This is a genomic window from Phycisphaerae bacterium, from assembly GCA_017999985.1.
In the GTDB taxonomy this organism is placed as follows: domain Bacteria; phylum Planctomycetota; class Phycisphaerae; order UBA1845; family Fen-1342; genus JAGNKU01.
This window is the reverse complement of sequence record JAGNKU010000013.1, coordinates 104956-121372: the sequence shown is the minus strand read 5'-3', so window position 1 is coordinate 121372 and position 16417 is coordinate 104956. Positions and strand designations below refer to the sequence as shown.

The window sequence follows — 16417 nt, the reverse complement described above, 5'->3', positions numbered from 1 at the left end:
CCAGGCGTCAAAGAGAAGCGCTACAAACCCCTGTGCATCGATTTCAGTTCGGCGCGGCACGCCTCGCCGAACGGCTTGAGCGGATCAGCGTCGCTCCCGGCCTCGACGAGTGCGCGCACTCCGTCCAGCGAGAGGTTGGGCGCGAAGTACTGTTCCGTAACCCGTTTCAAGATCCGCTCCGCCTCCGCAAGGACTGCGTCGGACGCAGACAGCCGGATGCGATTGCTCAGCGAATAGGCCGGCAACATCGCGTCCTGCTTGTCCAACGTACGCACAAGCGAGTCCACCAGGAGCCGGTAGCACTCGCTGATGAAGTCCGCATAGAGCGTCTCACGCTTGCTGATTTCCGCGCGAATGAGCTCGCGCTTACTTTGCGTTCTTTGCGTGACCCAGGCGGTTGTGATGGTGGCGAGGCCACCGGTGAGTGACCCGGCCACTGCTGCCAATGCACTGATAATTGAGGCATCCATCATCTTGCTCCCGCTGCCGCTAGAACGCCGCAGCGTTCTTTCTCCGCTTCGCCTAGTGTGCGGCAACGTGCTCGCCCTTCTCAGCCACCGAACGCTTCATCACCAGCACCAGAACGACCAGCACAATGGATACGACGGCACACAACCAGAAGACGTCGAGGTAGGCCATCGACGCCGCTTGCTGCAATCGCAACTCGCTTAGTGCCTGTACGGCCCCAAGCTGCGACCCGGCCGGATCGCCGGTCATCTGGAGGAAGTAGCGGCGCGACTCCTCCAGAAAAGTGTTCACGTGCGGGTTCAGCGGGTCGAGGAACTCGCCCACGCGCTCCGTGTGGAACTGAAGGCGCCGATCGACGACGTTCTCGGCCATTGACGTGCCGACGCTGCCGCCCTCAGTGCGGAGCAGGCTCAGCAGCCCGACCGCCGCCCCACGCAGATGCAGCGGGATGTACTTGAACGCCGCCACGGTCGCGGGGGCGAAAAGCAGTCCGAGGCCCAGGGTCAGCAACATCCGCGGCCACACGACCTGCGAGGGGCTGATTTGGATGTTCATGCGCGCCATCCAGTAGCTCCCGGCGGCCATGGCCACCAACCCCGCTGCGATCATCCACCGCGCATCGAACTGGCGACCCAGCAATACCCCGACGAGCACCATCGCGGCCATCGAGGAGGCGCCGGACGGGGACATCACCGAGCCGGCCCGCAGCGCGTCATAACCGAACAGCGTCTGCAACATCCCCGGCAGCGCGATGCTCGCGCCGTACACCACGGCGAAAGCACAGAACAGAATGATGCAGGCCATCGCGAGATTGCGCTCGCCGAGCACCCGGAAGTTGATGATCGGGTGTTTGGACCGCATCTCCCACGCGATCAAGAAGCCAAGTCCCACGACGAACAGGATCATGAGCACCTGAACACGCCCAAACGGGTCGCCCAGCCAATCCCACTCCTGCCCCTTGCTGAGGACGATTTCCCAGCAAGACATAACCAGCGCCAGGACGCCCAGCCCGATGTAGTCGAAGTTCAGCGGCTGGCGACGCAGCTCGGCCCGCTGGTGTTTGAGGTAGTCTGGGTCTTCGACGCACACGTAGGAAGCGACAAGCGCGAGCAGGCCGATCGGGACGTTGATGAGGAAAATCCACCGCCAATTATAGTTTACGCAGAGCCAGCCGCCCAGCGTGGGCCCGACGATCGGCGCGATGATGGCGGCCAGGCCGAACAGCGTCATGGCCGTGCCCTGCTTCTCGGGCGGAAAGCTGTCCAGCAGAACGCCCTGACTGCACGGCTGGAGCCCGCCACCGGACAGACCCTGAATCACGCGGAACAGGATCATCTGCCAGAGGCTGGTGGCCATGCCGCACAACGCTGACGAAAGCGTGAAGATCGCGATCGACAAGAGGAAGTAGTTGCGCCGGCCGAGGTGCGCCGCCAGCCAGCCGGTGATCGGCAGGACGATGGCGTTCGCGGCCAGGTAGCTGGTGATAATCCACTCGCTGTCCGCGACCGGCGCCGCCAGCCCGCCGGCCATGTACCGCAGCGCCACGTTCGCGACCGTCGTGTCCAGGATCTCCATGAACGTGGGCACGACCACGGCGGCGGCGACGAACCAGGGGTTGATTGTCGGACGGCTCATCGCGACTGGACTGAGTGTTGCGGAGGTCATGGCTTGTCCACCGTGGTCGGCAAGGAACTTTCCCGGGTCGTGGTCTGGGACTTCGCGGCGCGTGCACCCATTGGAAGATCAGCGTGCGGTTGCAGGAATTCGCCGGCGTGTGGGCCGGTGGGCGGCTCCTTGTAGTACACGAAGGGCTCAACCGACAGGCCGACGAACAGCGGCGCCTTGTCAGGGTCGTAATCGGTCAGCTCAATGCGGACCGGCAGACGCTGGACGATCTTCACGAAATTGCCCGTGGCGTTCTGCGGCGGCAACAGCGCGAGCGTCTGACCGGTGCCCATCGTGAAGCCGGTGATGCGCCCCTCGAACTCATGGCGGTCACCGTACATGTCGACTTCGCACCGCACGCGCTGCCCGATGCGCAGATCGGCGAGTTGCGTTTCCTTGAAGTTCGCGTCGATCCAGATCTCGGTGAGCGAGCGGACAGCCATCAGGGCTTGCCCCGCCTGCACGGTGTTGCCCGGGTTGACGTTGCGGCGCGTCACGACGCCGTCGATTTCACTGATGACGTCGCAATAGCGGCGATTCAGCTCGGCGTCGGCCAGGCGCCGCTCTGCCTGCGCCAGACGAGATTCGGCCTGTTTGACTGCGGGAGCACTCGCCAGCAGTTGTTCGAAGATGCGGTCGATGTCTCCCTCCGGATCACGCTGGTAGAACTTTGCGACCATTTCTTTGGGGGAATCATCGAGCGGCTGCGCTACTCCGAGCTGAGCGGCGGCCTGAATCACGCTGGCCTGCACCTGGCGCACGACCGAGAAGGTCTGGTCCAAGTTGTCGGGGACCTCGGTCAGCACGCCGGATTCGGGCCTGCGCGGCAGGCCCAGTGCGACACGCACCTGGTAAACGGCTTCCAGCGCTTCGTCCACCTGGGCTTTGGCAACCTTCAAAGTTGCCGTGGCGTCTTGCATCTCCTTCTCCGCCGCGACATTCGTGTTGAACAAGTGCTCGACGCGGTGATAGTCGTAATCCGCATTGTCGAGCGTCGCCTGCCGAGCATTCAGCGTGGCCACGCGCGCATGGAGCAGGGCGATCTGGTTGTCCACATCCTCGATCGCGTGCTGGAGGGCGAAATACAGGCTGCTAACCTGCCCGGCCAGCCCGCGCGTTTGTGCCCGCGCGGCCGCCAGGTCGGCCCGCGCGGCATCGACCGCGGCCTTGGCGACGTTGACCTGAACGTCATATGGCTCGGGATCGAGCTGCACGAGAATGTCGCCCTTCCGGACGCGGTGGTTGTCGTCCACCAGGACCGTGGCCACCTGGCCGGATATGCGTGGCGCCACGAACGTCACGTGGCCATTGACGTAGGCGTCGTCGGTGCTCACGGTGTTCAGTGCCGTATGCACCCACGGAACCAGGAAGTACGCGCTCACCGCCAGGCCGGCAACGGCCCCCACCGCCAGCAACAGCCGCTTTCGCCAGCGTGGCGATCGTGGCCGAAGTTCAAGTGCGGTTGGCGGCGTGCCGGGGAGAGGGCTGTTTGGCTCCGGATGTTGAACCTGAGAAGCGGACGGTCCGGCCGTCGCGACGGGTGAACCGTCCGCCGCTGACAGCAGCGCTTCGGGAACGGCTCGATTCTCTTCGCTCAAGGCCCGCGTGGGCTCGTTAGTCGTGATCGACATCGCACTACCTCACTTTCACTGCATTTGAGTCGTGTCTTGAACGGGCTTGACTACTGCGACGAGGCACGTTTCATCGTCACCCGCCGGCTGCCCCCCTCGAAACACCCGCACTGAACTGACAACATGGTCCCGCAATGCCGTGGCCGAACCCGCCGGGCCGCGCAGGACCCCATCAAAGCGCTCGTCGCCGAAATCCTCGCCGGCAGCATTCCTGCTCTCGGTGATGCCGTCGGTGAAAAGAACTAGGCGGTCGCCGGGCAGCAGCTGCACCGTCCGTTCGGGATAATCGCTTCCCATGCTGATTCCCAGCGGCAATCCGGAAACGTCACTGAGCCGCTGTACCTCGCTACCGCGAACCAGCCGCGGCGGAGGATGTCCTGCCGCTGCATAGGTGAGTGTCTGAGCCCGTGCGGAGTACAAACCTGCAAACACCGTGACGAATTGGCCCGTATTGGCCAGGTAACGCGTCGCCAATTGCTTGTTGACGAGCGCCAGGGCCGTGCCTGGTGAAGTTGCGGCTATCTGGTCCTGCACGGCGCTGCCGAGTGCATGAACCAGAGCGAGGATCGCGGCGGCGGCAAGACCGTGGCCGGCCACGTCCGCGATGAGAATCGCCCAGCGGTCTGGTCCGACGGGATGGACGTCATAGAAATCGCCACCCACGCCCTCGGCAACAGCGAAGTGCACAGCCACATCAAGGCCGGGAACGCTCGGCAGGTGCTGTGGCAGGATTGAGCGCTGGATCGCGACGAGCGTCTCGCCGTACTTGGCAAGTTGGTCGCGAGCCTTGCGCAGCTCCTCATGTAGATCCAGGACGCGGTCGGCCAGGCCTGTGATCATGTGTCCGTCACTTGGAGCGTCGGCATGCACGATGTGTTTGTGGGTCAGCATCGCTCGTTCCCGCTTCGAGGCGGATCGGGTTTGCATCCCCGTCCGCTCAACCACGTGTCCCTTCACGTTCTCTAGCATTCGGGTGGTCACAAACGGTTCTCCCTCACGCGCGCCGTCCATGACCGTCGCACCGAGGATTCGGCGCATCGACCGGCGCGCTGTGCCGCCTCGCTGAGCGCTGCGCCAGGCGAAGCCGCGATAGCCGAGACGTTGATCTCGCCGCGGGGCTGGAGCCGCAGCCAAATTCGGCACAGGATGTCCGGGCCGCCGCGCGGGCCGTTCTGGTCTTCGAACGTCACGGCCGCCTGCTCAACCCGCTGGCCCAAGCGGCGCAGGACGCGCCCCAGCCGCAGCTCCACCAGCTCCTGCACCACGCTCAATAACGGCACTCGCGTCACAACTTGGATATTCATGATTCGACTCCTGGTGAACTCGTTCGCTTTCTCTACGTGATTGCCCGCTTGGCCGAAGAACTGCTCCCTCCAGACCGACGACTCAGTGGGGACGCGCCTCGGCCCTGCGGGCGCGCAGCTCGACTTCCGCCTGAAGCCAATCAATCTCGGCGTTACCCGGCGCGTTACCGCGACTCAGGTAGATCTCGTGGGCACGCTGTCGGATTTCGTCCTCGGTGGGGCCGCGGTCTCCCATCTCGACCGCGTCGGCGCGCTCCAAGTCACGCACCACCTGCTCCCCGCCGTTCTTGCGTACTCGATTGCCATGTCGCAACGTCATGCTGAGTCTCCTTTCGCGGAATCGATCGTTACTCATCGCCGACAATCTCAGCCACGATGGCCTTCGTCAGGCAGTCGCCGGCGATGAACTGCGCTCCTTGCTCATGCATTTCCGCCAGCCGCGCCTTGCCCTCAGCGTCGATGTACGTCACGTTCGTGAGGTCGATGCGGACGGTTGGCTGGCTCGCGCCGTCTAACAGGCTGCGCCAGCACTGCTCTAGTTCGTGTACCCACGGCCCTTCCAATCTTCCTTCAAGTCGGAAGGTGAGAACGCGCGGGTTGTCATTCGCCGTGATTCGCAACATCGAAATCACCTCGGTTGATGCCTCTGCGGCCGCGGATCGCCGACTCGTGCCCGTCTCTTGCTGGCGTACTGGTCACAGTCCTTCGCCTAGGCGACGACCTGCGATGGGGCCGCGGGGACGCGCTGGCTCAGCCCGCCGACCGACTCGCCAATGAGTGCCAGAACCCGTTTCGCCACCCGGAAGTTGCGGCGCCTTCGCGCGTGCCGCCGCCGGGCCGCACCATTGCTCAACGTGGTGCAGAAGAGCAGGTATTTCTCTTGACGTGGCACATCATGAATCGAAATCACCATTGGAAACCTCCTTGACCGTGACGGTGTGAGTTCGTTGTCGGTGCCGGGCCGCCGCGACAGAGGACGCGGTCGGCATCGCAGTCCGGCTCCTATTGCTTGACGAGGGTCGCCTCGCCCTGCGACGTTCAAATATGAATGTCAGCAAAGATGAGGTTCGCGGTCAGATTGCCGGTGGCGGTGGCGGGCTCCGTTTCGGAGTCCAGCGTACCGTCGAATGTGAGGCCGCTCCCGCTCTTGGTAGAGGAGATATGGACCTGAGTTCCATCGACGTCGACCGTGCCCTGTGGGTCGTTCCAAGTCACCGTGGTCGGGTCGACGAACGTGTACTTGACTTGGGTCAGGTCACCCCTGGAATCGAATGTAAGGTACCAATGCGCGAGCTGCGGGTTGAGTGTGTCGCTCGGGATTAGCTCCCAGGTGCCCTCCAACACGGACGCGGGCCATGGTGTCCAGCCCGGGCACCCGAAAATGCCGGCCGAGAGCACACCGACCGCGATCAGGACCACTGACCGAATGCGCCTTGTCTTCATCTGATTCTCCTTGCCTGCCTGGCCTGAGACCATTCAAGCTGGACCATCCAGTGGTCGTCGGTCTCATTCATCCGGGGGAGGAAGTGCATGGGATGTGCCACGGGCAAACGCGCTGGCCGCACATTTTCGAAGTGGCCCAGGTGCAACGACTTGCATTCGTCGGCGTCGCGAGGCTTCGGGCGCCGTGTCAGCGGCCGGGCGCCAGCGGCTTGGCGCCTGCGCCGGCAGGTTGGCGCGCTATTCTGGACGTGAGATGCCGAGCTTCTTGATTTTCCAGTGCAGCGTGGAGCGCTTCATGCCGAGCCGAGCCGCAGTCCCCTCGGGGCCGCCGAGGACCCAATTCGCCTCGCGCAGCGCCGGCAGGATACGCTCTCGGTCTCCATCGGTCGGCGTGAGGGGATTAGTGGTGGTTGGGGCCGCGGCTGATTGAGCTGCCGATTGCACGTCGGTAACGCGCAGCTGGGGCGTTGGGTCCCCGAAGAGCGTCACCGCGCATTCCGCTTTGCCCTCGAAGGACTCAAAGGTCTCACCGGTTAACGTCTGGTTGATCTACGGTCCGTTAACCTCGGCCATGTCGAAGAACGTGAATCCGCGAACGAGGACCGCGCGGAATGACTGCGAGCCCCCAGTGCTTAATCGCGGGCAAGCCGTGGCCGAAGCTCAGGCCCACGCGACCGAGGACGGGGGCCGAGACTCCGGGGGCGACTGTTTCCAAGTTTGGGCTTCTGCTTCCCGCCGCCGCGTTGAGTGGTCGCCCGGTTCACTCCTGCTCCCAATAGGTCACGCGGCCACCTTTCTTCCAGACGAAGCGCACGCCACCATCCTGCGAGACCACAACCGCCACCGATCCAGGCAGCGCGCCGACCAATTGATAGGCCGAGCGGTGGCGGGCACCCACGTTCGCGGTATCTTCTTCGGCAAACCTCTCACCTTCGAGGTCCAGCGCTCGCGCCACGCTTCTGACGGCTGGGAGCCGACCGGAGATCATGGCGCCGAAGCCCAGCAACTCGTGGCGCTTGCTCAGGACCACGGCGCCGTCGGCCAACGCCAGTCCGGCGGTTAGATACGCCATCTCGAAGAGCGCCTCGTCGAGTGTCGCTATCGACTCGTCCGTCGTCGCCTCGAACTCGCGCCAGCCGACCGGCACCGATCCGCACTGGACGGGTCCGCCGTAGAGCTGGGCGAGGCGGTTGAGGATATCGACGATCAGGTCGAGAGAGCGAAACTGGGACCGGCCCTCCTCGAACGGGTATTTGAGGTCGAGGTGGAGATCATCGCCGAGTAGGCCTGCGGCGCTCGCCTCGGGGACGAAGATGATCGTGCCGCCGTGGCGTGCGTCGCGCAGCGCGGCGATGACGCGTTTGAGCATGCGCTCACCAATTCTGCGCGGCAGTGTGGGATCGAGCGGCGCCCACCGCTGGCCTGAGATCTCGATCGCGCGTTGCCGGGCGGCTTCGTGCCGCTCCAGGATCTCTTCCTGCACCCGCGCGAACTGCTCCGACAACCACTGCGACTCAAAGAGGTCTACCCGAGCCCCCGAGAGCCTTCCCCCCTGGAGCTTTCCGACCAGCTCGTACGCGTTGTACACCTCGATACTCGCGGGCGCCTGCACGTGAACGACCGGCGCCGGCGGCAGCGGCGCCCCGGCGCGACGGCCACCCTGGACGTTTCTCAACCAGCGCGAGCCCGAGTGGATCAGGCCCCAGATGTGTAAGTTCTCTTCTCCGTCTCGATCGGCCTGCGCTCCAATTAGCGTCCGCTGTGGGTCAGTAGCCACAGCCAGCCGTCGGAGTTCGCTCGGACGAAACGGAAGCGGGCGAGCGAAATCGAGCCGCTGTAGACCGTCGGGCGGCCGACCCTCGGGGGGAAATAACCCGGGAGGGGCGAGAATGGCGCGAAACCTGACCGGGCGTTCCTCCTCGCGCAGCATGCTCGCGTGGTAGCAGGCGGACAGGCAGGCCTCGAGCCTCCCGGCATCGGGCAGCAACTCGGTCCCGATCACCGGATCGGGCCTCCGCCTCCACCGTTCGTGCACGAACGCGGCCAGATCACGCGGGTAGGAGCACCCAGCGCCGGGGTCGCCGAATTCCGCCAGTCTGGTTGCCTCTTCGACCACACTCACCTTCGACAATCTCCACCACGATGGCCTTCGTCAGACAATCGCCGTCGATGCGCTGGGCTCCATGCTTGCTCATTTCCGCCAACCGCGCCTGGCCCGTGGCGTCGATGACCGGGGCCACCGCATGTGCTCAGAAAAACCCGACGCGATCAGTCGCCCCAGCTCCTCGGGCGTAACGGCCTTGCTCCACAACCACCCCTGCCCGGCGTCCACGCCCGCAGCCTGGAGGAAGAAGGCCTGCTCCCGGGTTTCCACGCCCTCAGCAATCACCTTCACGCGCAAGGCGGCCGCCAGCGCGACCACGCCGCGCAACAGCCGGTCGGCGGTCGGGTCCTTCATCAGCGGGTTGATTTCTGATTTGTCGATCTTCAGGAAGTCGAGCGGCAGGCCGATCAGTTGCTTCAAGCCCCTCTGCCCGGTCCCGAAATCGTCCATCGCGATGCGGAGCCCCAGCGGTCGAGCGATCGCCAGCGCTTCCCGGCCGGCATCGGTCAGAGCCTGCCGCTCCGTGATTTCGCACACCAGGCGATCGATGTACCGAGCCAGACCCGAATCGTCGAGGATCTGCTTGAGCCGGGGCGACGCGAGGAGCACCGGCGGTACGTTGGCGCTGATGTAGAAGCCTCGGTACCGGCCCAGCAGCGGCCCGGCATTTTCTGCCATCGAGCGGAAGAGACGCGCTGTGAGCGCTTCGAGATCGTCCGAGTTCTCCTCGATCCGCTCGATGAGGCCGCCCGGACCACGCACGGTACCATCCGGATTGACGAACCGCACCAGGGTCTCGGCCCCGATCACCCGGGCCGTGTTCAGGTCCACGATCGGCTGGAAGTATGCGGTCGATCGATCAACGACCGCGCGGAGATCGGCCAGAGGCGGCATACGCGTCCTTTCGCTTCGTCTGCCTGCGGGGAGAAGGACAGAAGGGGTGTCGCTTGAAGTTGCGCCCAAGCGGGGAAAGTGAACGCAGATTCATGAGGTCGTTCCCAGTTCAAGATGCGCTGGCCATCGGTTCGCCGCGCGCTCAACCACGCAACGCCCCATTGTCCAGCAGTTTGTGCCGGAGCCGCTCAGACCGCTCTTCCGCCTCATCGAGTTCCCTGCGCATTTGCTCGATGTCTGCCGCGAGCTTGTCGAATCTCTGGTTCAAGCGCGCTGCCAAGGCGTCGAACGAGTCCGGCGGGCTCTCCGTTCCGAACCCGAGGCCATTCATGCGGGGCTCCTTCGTCAAGTGCAGGAGAAGCATGGGAAGCGCCAGCGGCGCATTCGACGGTCGTTTTTTCCTAAGAGTTGCGGGAGGAAGAACTTGAGAGTGGCCGTGCAGTCGAGCCCCCTGCAAGGCGTCAGCGCCCCCGCGCCAGCGGCTTGGCACCTGCGCCGGCGGGTTGGCGCGCTATTCAGGACGGGAGATGTTGAGTTTCTTCATCTTCCAATGCAGCGTGGAGCGCTTCATGCCGAGGCGGGCCGCAGCCCCCTCCGGGCCGCCGAGAACCCAATTCGTGTCACGCAGCGCGCGCAGAATGTGCTCGCGTTCTGCGTCGGTCAACGTGAGGGAATCAGCGGCGGTTGAGGTCGCGGCCGGTTGAGTTGCCGATTGCAGCTCGGCAACGGGCACCTGGAGTGTCGGGCCCTGGGAGAGGATCACCGCGCGCTCGATGATGTTTTGCAGCTCGCGCACGTTGCCGGGCCAGGCATAGCCGACTAGGGCATCCATCACTGAGGACGGGATGGTCTCGATCCGCCGGCCCATGCGCCGGGCGAAGCCCTGCGTGAAGTGGCGGACCAGGTGCGGGATGTCATCCGGGCGTTCACGCAAGGGTGGCAGCGTGATCGGGAACACGTTCAGCCGATAGTACAGGTCGCTGCGGAAGCGCCCTGCGGAAATCATCTCCGCGAGGTGGCGGTGGGTGGCGGCCACGAGGCGCACGTTCACTCGAATCGTCTTCGTGCTGCCGAGGCGCTCGAATTCGTACTCCTGTAGCACGCGCAGCAACTTCGCTTGGAGCTCCAACGGAATGTCGCCCACTTCATCAAGGAACAGGGTTCCCTGATGCGCCAGCTCAAACCGTCCGATCTTCTGGCCGATCGCGCCGGTGAAGGCGCCCCTCTCGTGGCCGAACAGCTCGCTTTCGAGCAGCCCCGTGGGGATGGCTGCGCAATTCAACTTGACAAACGTGCGAACCTTGCGCGGGCTCAGATCGTGCACGGCCCGGGCGATCAACTCCTTGCCGGTGCCGGTCTCGCCGCGGATAAGCACCGTCGAATCGGTGGGAGCGACCGTCTCGACCTGCTTGAGTATGGCGCGTAGCGCCGCGTTCTCGCCGACGATGTCGCCGAAACGGTGCTCGGTGCGAACCTCCTCCTCCAGATAGGCCTTCTCCTTCGCGAGCTTGTCCTTCAGCCCCTCGATTTCCTGGAACGCCAGCGCGTTTTCGACCGCCACCGCCACCTGATTGGCGATGAGCTGCAGGAATCCCGTTTCCGCCTCGTCGTACGCGGACGGCCGCTTGGACACGAACACGAGCGTGCCCAAGCGTCGTCGGCTGGTTGTCAGCGGGAGCCAGAAGAAGCTCTGGGCGCCATATTGCTGTATCTGCTCCAACAATCGTGGCCAGCGCATTAGCTCGTCCGCGCGCGAAGCAATGAGGGGTTTTTGCGTCTGCCAGACCAACCCCGCGGGGTCGTCCTCGACGGGAAGGACGAGAACCGATGGGGGCAGGTCGAGCTTCGGAGTTGCTAGGACGTGCCGGCGCATCGTGTTGGTCGCGGCCTCATGGAGCGTCAGGGCGAGGCCATCGAAGTACACCACCTCCTGGAGCCGGCCTGCCAGCTGGTCGAGCAGCGCCGGCAAATCCCGGTACGAGACGATCGCTTCCGAAACGGCGAGCAATGCCCGGTACCGGTCATCGGTCGCCGTTACCTGTCCGCCCGGCTCAACCATGATGCGACTAACTCCTTTGCGAGAACAGGATTGTACCAATGCCTGACCGAGCACGCGCCCGTTGGCGGATGGCGAAGCCGTCCCTGGACGCGCGGATGCCGAGTACCGACGGATTCGCGCCAGAAAGAGAACAAAAACAGCCCGGGATCGGTCCCACAGCCAGCGGCCGATGGCTGCTCGTCGATGTTTGACCCCGAGGGTCGGAATTGAACCGAGGCTGGTTGTCCCTCCCGAAGACTCCGTCCGCCTTGCGCCGCAAGCACTTATGCACTTCGTCCGTCGCTGCGCGATCGGCTATGATTCCACCTCACACAACCCTAACTGAGGCGCGCCGATGGGTATCGTGACGACCATTGTGCTATTTCTTCGAGCACTCCTCGTTCCGCGCGCCGCCTTGGTTGCCGAGAACTTGGCGCTCCGCCAGCAACTTGCCGTTCTCCAGGTATCAGCCAAGCGCCCCAGGCTGCGGAAGCGTGACCGGCTGTTCTGGGTGTGGCTGTCCCGGCTTTGGGCAAACTGGCGCTCGTGCCTGACGATCGTCAAGCCCGAGACCATCATCCGTTGGCATCGCGAGGGTTTTCGGCTCTACTGGCGTTGGAAGTCGCGCAAGAAGCTCGGTCGGCCGAAGACCGACGCTGAGATTCGGAAGCTCATTCGGCGGATGGCACGGGACAACCCGCTGTGGGGGGCGCCGCGGATTCAATCTGAGCTGGCGCTGCTCGGCTTGATGGTTGCCGAGTCGACCGTGGCGAAGTACATGGGCCGTGCCCGCAAGCCGCCTTCCCAGACCTGGCGGACGTTCCTGGAAAACCACGTGCCGGACATCGCGGCGATCGACTTTTTCGTTGTGGCCACCGTGAGTTTCCGCTTGCTCTACTGCTTTCTCATGCTGCGGCACGACCGGCATCGCGTGGTTTACTTCAACGTCACGCCGCGTCCCACGGCGCGTTGGACGGCGCAGCAGATCGTCGAGGCCTTCCCCTTTGACGAGGCGCCGCGTTTCCTGATCCGGGATCATGACGGCATCTATGGCCAGGACTTCTGCGAGCGCGTCAAGTACCTGGGCATCGAGGAGGTCGTCATCGCGTACCGCTCGCCCTGGCAAAGCCCGTACGTCGAGCGCGTGATCGGTTCGATCCGCCGCGAATGCCTGGATCACGTGATCGTGCGCAACGGAGCGCACCTGCTTCGGATCCTCCGCGACTACTTCACCTACTATCATGACGCCCGAAGTCACCTGTCGCTCGACCGGAACGCGCCACTCCCCCGCAAGGTCGAGCCGCCGAGCTGCGGCCACGTCGTCGCCATCCCGCACCTCGGCGGGCTGCATCACCGGTACACGCGGGCCGCGTGACGCGCCCGCCGTTTCGACCGCAACTGCCAGCCCGGTGGGCTCGTCTCGCGGGCTGGTGATGCGCTGACGCGGGGAAAGACCCTGCACCAACAGTCTTCAGATGCCGTTCTCGCGCGACCCGATCAGCCCAGCCTGCCCGTTCAAGCCCGCGCTCGCGGCCTCAACCACGGCGGATGGAATATTCGGTATGGACAGGCCCCCGCGGGTTACGTAATGCTGCCCGGTTGCCTGGTGAAACGAGAGCGGGTTGGATGCAGGTCGACTCCGTGGCATGACACTTCTCCAAAAGTGTAGGGAAAAGTGTAGTGCCGGGGATTGGGCACGGAGTGACCGGTTGCTGACGTGCTGTAAGCCTCACGCTTTGCGGCACTTCCGAATCGGGGCGACAAGATTCGAACTTGCGACCTCGTGGACCCAAACCACGCGCTCTAGCCAGGCTGAGCTACGCCCCGTCGCATCTGCATCATAGCGGCCCGAACCGGTCGTGAGAATGGCCTCCCACACTGCCGCGGCGTGCTCCCCGACTGCGGCGCGTCTTCCCGCGCGGTGCGCTCCCGTGTCGCGGTGCGCTTCCGCGCCGACCCAATCACAGACGCCGTGCGCCGGTGCCACGCAGCCACGTGGCGGCGGAGGAGCGGCAGGTTGAGCATGTCCAGCCGTTGCTGCGACCGCATCGCCCTCCGGAGCACACCGAGCGAGGCTGCGAAACACGGGTCGCGCGCCCGCACTGGACGTGCTCGCCGCGAATCCCAACCGGCCGCAGGAGTGCCGGACGCACTCCCGGCACACCGCCGCCACGGGCGCGCGGCACGCGGCCGCACGACTTCCACGGAGGATCACTGAGCACGTGATTCAGATTTCCGCGGGGTGGCTGCGAAGCAAGGCCCGGCACACCGTGCGCCGCATGGGATCGCGCGGGGCCGACTGCGGCAACCCATCCCAGACTGACAACGCGACGCGGAGGTTCCGCGACGCGATCAGGTAATTGGGAACGCTTCGGCCGGCGGACCGCCCAATTCGCCGGCGTGAAGACCGGGTCGCCCGACCCGGTTGATGTACCGCCGCTCGCTCGGCTGGCGACGTGATCACCGGATCATAGGCGTCCCCAACTGTCCCGGCCAACCGCGGGGCGCGTTACCATGCCTCGAGATCGCCGACGATTTCCTCGACGAGGTCCTTGAGCGTCAGGACGCCGAGGCAGCGGCCCGCGCGGTCCTGCACGATGGCCATCGTCTCGCGGGCCTGCTGCAGCTGGAGCAGCGCGGTCGAGACGTTGACCTGTTCGGTGAGCGTGATCGGCGGGCGCACATGGGCCGCGATCGGCTGGCGCTGCGGGTCGGTGAGCACGTCGAAGACCGCCACCACGCCGATGATCTGGCGCGGGTCGTCGCGATACACCGGCAGGCGCGAGAAGTGGGCCATGCGCGCGATGCGCAGGAAATCGTCGCGGGGCACATCCAGCGCGACCGTCGCGGCGCGCTGGCGCGGGATCATGACGCTGCCCACGCGCACATGCGCGAGATTCATCACGCGGTCGATCAGGTCGCGCTGGAAGCTGCTGAGCCCGCCCAGCGCCGCGCCCTCGTGCAACAGCAGCCGCACGTTGGCGCGCGGCAGCACCTGCGCCTCGCGCGCATCGCGCGTGGGATCGATCCACCGCGCGAACGTGCGGGTCACGCTGCGCATCAGCCAGACGAAACCGGTTGCCTGCGCCAGCCGCACGACCGCGTGCAGCGGCAGCGCCAGCGGGTACATCCACCGGTCCGCTTCGCGCCGGAAGCGGTCCTTTGGCAGAATGCCGCCGAACACCAGCAGGACCGGCGTGACCAGCAGCGTGGTCCAGAACTCGGCCGAGCCGGCCGCGACGGCGTGTTGCAGCAGCACGGCGGTCACGCACGCCGTGCAGATGTAGTCGGCCAGCACGTTGGTCAACAGGAGCGTGATGACCAGATCGCCGTGCCGCGCGATCAGCCCGGCGAGCCGCCGCGCGCCGGGGCGATTCTGCTCGCTCCACACGCGCAGCCGCACGCGATTAAGGCAATAGCTGCCGGTCTCGATGCCCGACGCGCAGAACGAAAGGGCCACCCCGAACAGCGCGCCGATCAGCAGGGCGAGCGTGTTCATCCGGCCCCTCCCGAGTCGGCCACGCCGCGGCCATCGCCGTCGGCGTCGTTGAAGAGTCGCAGCCGCAGGCGCTCCACGCGGCGCCGCTGGACGCTGGTGACCTCCAGCGCGACGTTGTTCAGGCGCACCGCGTCGCCAACGCGCGCCGGGCGCCCCAGCCGGGCGGTCACCAGTCCGCCGATCGTGGCCACATGCTCCTCCGCGCGCGGCAATCCGAACGACTCGGCCCAGTAATGCACGCTCAGCCGGCCGCTGACTTCGAACTCGCCCTCGCCGAGCTGCACGATCTCGGGCAGCGCCGGGGCTTCCCCCGGGCCCTGCAGGTCGCCGACGATGGCTTCGAGCACGTCTTCGAGCGTGACCAGCCCGGCCATGCCGCCGTACTCGTCGACGGCGATGGCCAGTTGCGTCTTGGTCGAGCGGAAGTGGAGCAGCAGTTGCTCGCAGGTAATCAGCTCGGGAACGAAGCGCACCGGCTGCACAAGGCTGCGCAGCGGCTTGTCGGGGTTCAGGAACAGCACCTTCGCGTAGATCAGCCCGACGATGTTGTCGACCGTGCGGTCATAGACGGGGACTTTCTTGCGCCGCGTGCTGCGCATCAACTCGCGCAGCCCCTCGACGGGCGCGTTCAGGTCATACGTGCGCACCTCCACGCGCGGCACCATCACGTCGCGCACGCGCAGGTAGCCCAGATCGATCACCTCCCGCAGGAACGCATCCTCCGTCGGATTGATCACGCCGTGCCGCCGGCTCATTTCCAGCAGCGTCTTGAGCTCCATCGTCGTGAGGTTGTGGGTTGCGGCGGCGGCGCGCCCCCAGAAGACACGGGTCAGCGGCTCGACGACAAGCACGTTCAGCAGCCGCCCCAGCGGGTTGAACACGTAGCCCGCGAAATGCACGAACGGCGCCGCGAGCGGCGTCAGGCGGTCGGTGAGGCTCACGCCCAGCGTCTTGGGGATCGCTTCGCCGGCAATGGTGACCAGGAGCAGGCTGACCGCTATGGACGCCACGCCCGACCACGCGCCGAGATAGACCTCGAGCCGCTGAAAGAGGACGTACGTGTTGGCGTAGAGCAGCACGTTCACGGTGGTGTTGCCGATCAGGATGGTCGTGAGCGTGCGCTTGGGATGTTCCATCAGCGCCGCAGCCATCCGGCGCAGCGGGCTGGCACTGGCCCGGTCGTGCTGCAATTGCGTGCGGGTCAGAGAAAACAGGACCGTTTCGCTGCCGGAGAAAGCGCCGGACAGCGCGATCAGCAGCAGCGTCAAGGCCACGCCGAGCGCAATCCGCAGCGCATCCGGCGCACTGGTCGCCGCGGGCGCAAGGTCCCCAACTATCGACGGTGCGGGCGGAAACACGTTGGCCAACAGG

The 16417-nt window shown here is 65.3% G+C and carries 17 protein-coding genes and 1 tRNA gene; 1 reads left to right on the top strand and 17 read right to left on the bottom strand.

The genetic code is table 11. From position 1 onward, the window contains the following. Nucleotides 1-20: 20 nt before the first annotated feature. The 13 genes from KA383_16310 to KA383_16250 form a co-directional block, all read right to left on the bottom strand. Nucleotides 21-470 carry a hypothetical protein gene (locus tag KA383_16310; protein ID MBP7747680.1) on the bottom strand — a complete coding sequence of 150 codons (450 nt, stop codon included), beginning with the start codon at nucleotides 468-470 and terminating at the stop codon, nucleotides 21-23. 52 nt (nucleotides 471-522) lie between these two features. Beyond that, complete coding sequence (locus tag KA383_16305) at nucleotides 523-2133, bottom strand: DHA2 family efflux MFS transporter permease subunit (protein MBP7747679.1); 1611 nt, start codon at nucleotides 2131-2133, stop codon at nucleotides 523-525. Next, nucleotides 2130-3764, bottom strand: a complete 1635-nt coding sequence (locus KA383_16300; protein ID MBP7747678.1) for an efflux RND transporter periplasmic adaptor subunit — start codon at nucleotides 3762-3764, stop codon at nucleotides 2130-2132. The genes KA383_16305 and KA383_16300 overlap by 4 nt, the downstream gene beginning before the upstream one ends. Nucleotides 3765-3779: 15 nt before the next feature. Next, complete coding sequence (locus KA383_16295; protein MBP7747677.1) at nucleotides 3780-4655, bottom strand: PP2C family protein-serine/threonine phosphatase; 876 nt, start codon at nucleotides 4653-4655, stop codon at nucleotides 3780-3782. Between the two features lie 86 nt (nucleotides 4656-4741). Beyond that, nucleotides 4742-5068 carry a hypothetical protein gene (locus KA383_16290; protein MBP7747676.1) on the bottom strand — a complete coding sequence of 109 codons (327 nt, stop codon included), beginning with the start codon at nucleotides 5066-5068 and terminating at the stop codon, nucleotides 4742-4744. A gap of 82 nt (nucleotides 5069-5150) precedes the next feature. Then, entirely contained in the window at nucleotides 5151-5387 is a 237-nt protein-coding gene (locus KA383_16285) for a DUF2934 domain-containing protein (GenBank protein MBP7747675.1), read from the bottom strand. A 28-nt stretch (nucleotides 5388-5415) separates the two neighbouring features. Then, nucleotides 5416-5691, bottom strand: a complete 276-nt coding sequence (locus KA383_16280) for a hypothetical protein (protein ID MBP7747674.1) — start codon at nucleotides 5689-5691, stop codon at nucleotides 5416-5418. An 86-nt stretch (nucleotides 5692-5777) separates the two neighbouring features. Beyond that, nucleotides 5778-5981: a hypothetical protein gene (locus KA383_16275; GenBank protein ID MBP7747673.1), complete on the bottom strand. Its 204-nt coding sequence runs from the start codon at nucleotides 5979-5981 to the stop codon at nucleotides 5778-5780. 125 nt (nucleotides 5982-6106) lie between these two features. After that, complete coding sequence (locus tag KA383_16270; protein MBP7747672.1) at nucleotides 6107-6511, bottom strand: hypothetical protein; 405 nt, start codon at nucleotides 6509-6511, stop codon at nucleotides 6107-6109. A 760-nt stretch (nucleotides 6512-7271) separates the two neighbouring features. Continuing rightward, nucleotides 7272-8633, bottom strand: coding sequence for a hypothetical protein (locus KA383_16265; GenBank protein MBP7747671.1), 1362 nt, complete (start codon nucleotides 8631-8633; stop codon nucleotides 7272-7274). Nucleotides 8634-8702: 69 nt separating this feature from the next. Then, entirely contained in the window at nucleotides 8703-9446 is a 744-nt protein-coding gene (locus KA383_16260; protein MBP7747670.1) for an EAL domain-containing protein, read from the bottom strand. A gap of 205 nt (nucleotides 9447-9651) precedes the next feature. Beyond that, nucleotides 9652-9840 carry a hypothetical protein gene (locus KA383_16255; GenBank protein ID MBP7747669.1) on the bottom strand — a complete coding sequence of 63 codons (189 nt, stop codon included), beginning with the start codon at nucleotides 9838-9840 and terminating at the stop codon, nucleotides 9652-9654. Between the two features lie 180 nt (nucleotides 9841-10020). After that, nucleotides 10021-11568: a sigma 54-interacting transcriptional regulator gene (locus KA383_16250; protein MBP7747668.1), complete on the bottom strand. Its 1548-nt coding sequence runs from the start codon at nucleotides 11566-11568 to the stop codon at nucleotides 10021-10023. Nucleotides 11569-11902: 334 nt separating this feature from the next. Between KA383_16250 and KA383_16245 the strand changes: the two genes are divergently transcribed. Beyond that, complete coding sequence (locus KA383_16245; protein ID MBP7747667.1) at nucleotides 11903-12922, top strand: integrase core domain-containing protein; 1020 nt, start codon at nucleotides 11903-11905, stop codon at nucleotides 12920-12922. 96 nt (nucleotides 12923-13018) lie between these two features. Here the strand turns inward: KA383_16245 and KA383_16240 are convergent, their stop codons facing one another. The 4 genes from KA383_16240 to KA383_16225 all read right to left on the bottom strand — a co-directional run bounded on the left by KA383_16240 (nucleotide 13019) and on the right by KA383_16225 (nucleotide 16413). Then, complete coding sequence (locus KA383_16240) at nucleotides 13019-13195, bottom strand: hypothetical protein (GenBank protein ID MBP7747666.1); 177 nt, start codon at nucleotides 13193-13195, stop codon at nucleotides 13019-13021. A gap of 104 nt (nucleotides 13196-13299) precedes the next feature. Further along, nucleotides 13300-13374: transfer RNA gene (locus tag KA383_16235), tRNA-Pro, on the bottom strand. A gap of 682 nt (nucleotides 13375-14056) precedes the next feature. Next, a complete protein-coding gene (locus KA383_16230; GenBank protein MBP7747665.1) occupies nucleotides 14057-15046 on the bottom strand; it encodes a DUF21 domain-containing protein in 990 nt (329 codons plus the stop codon). Next, on the bottom strand, nucleotides 15043-16413 hold the full coding sequence (locus tag KA383_16225) for an HlyC/CorC family transporter (GenBank protein ID MBP7747664.1): 1371 nt from the start codon (nucleotides 16411-16413) through the stop codon (nucleotides 15043-15045). The genes KA383_16230 and KA383_16225 overlap by 4 nt, the downstream gene beginning before the upstream one ends. Between the last annotated feature and the right edge of the window lie 4 nt (nucleotides 16414-16417).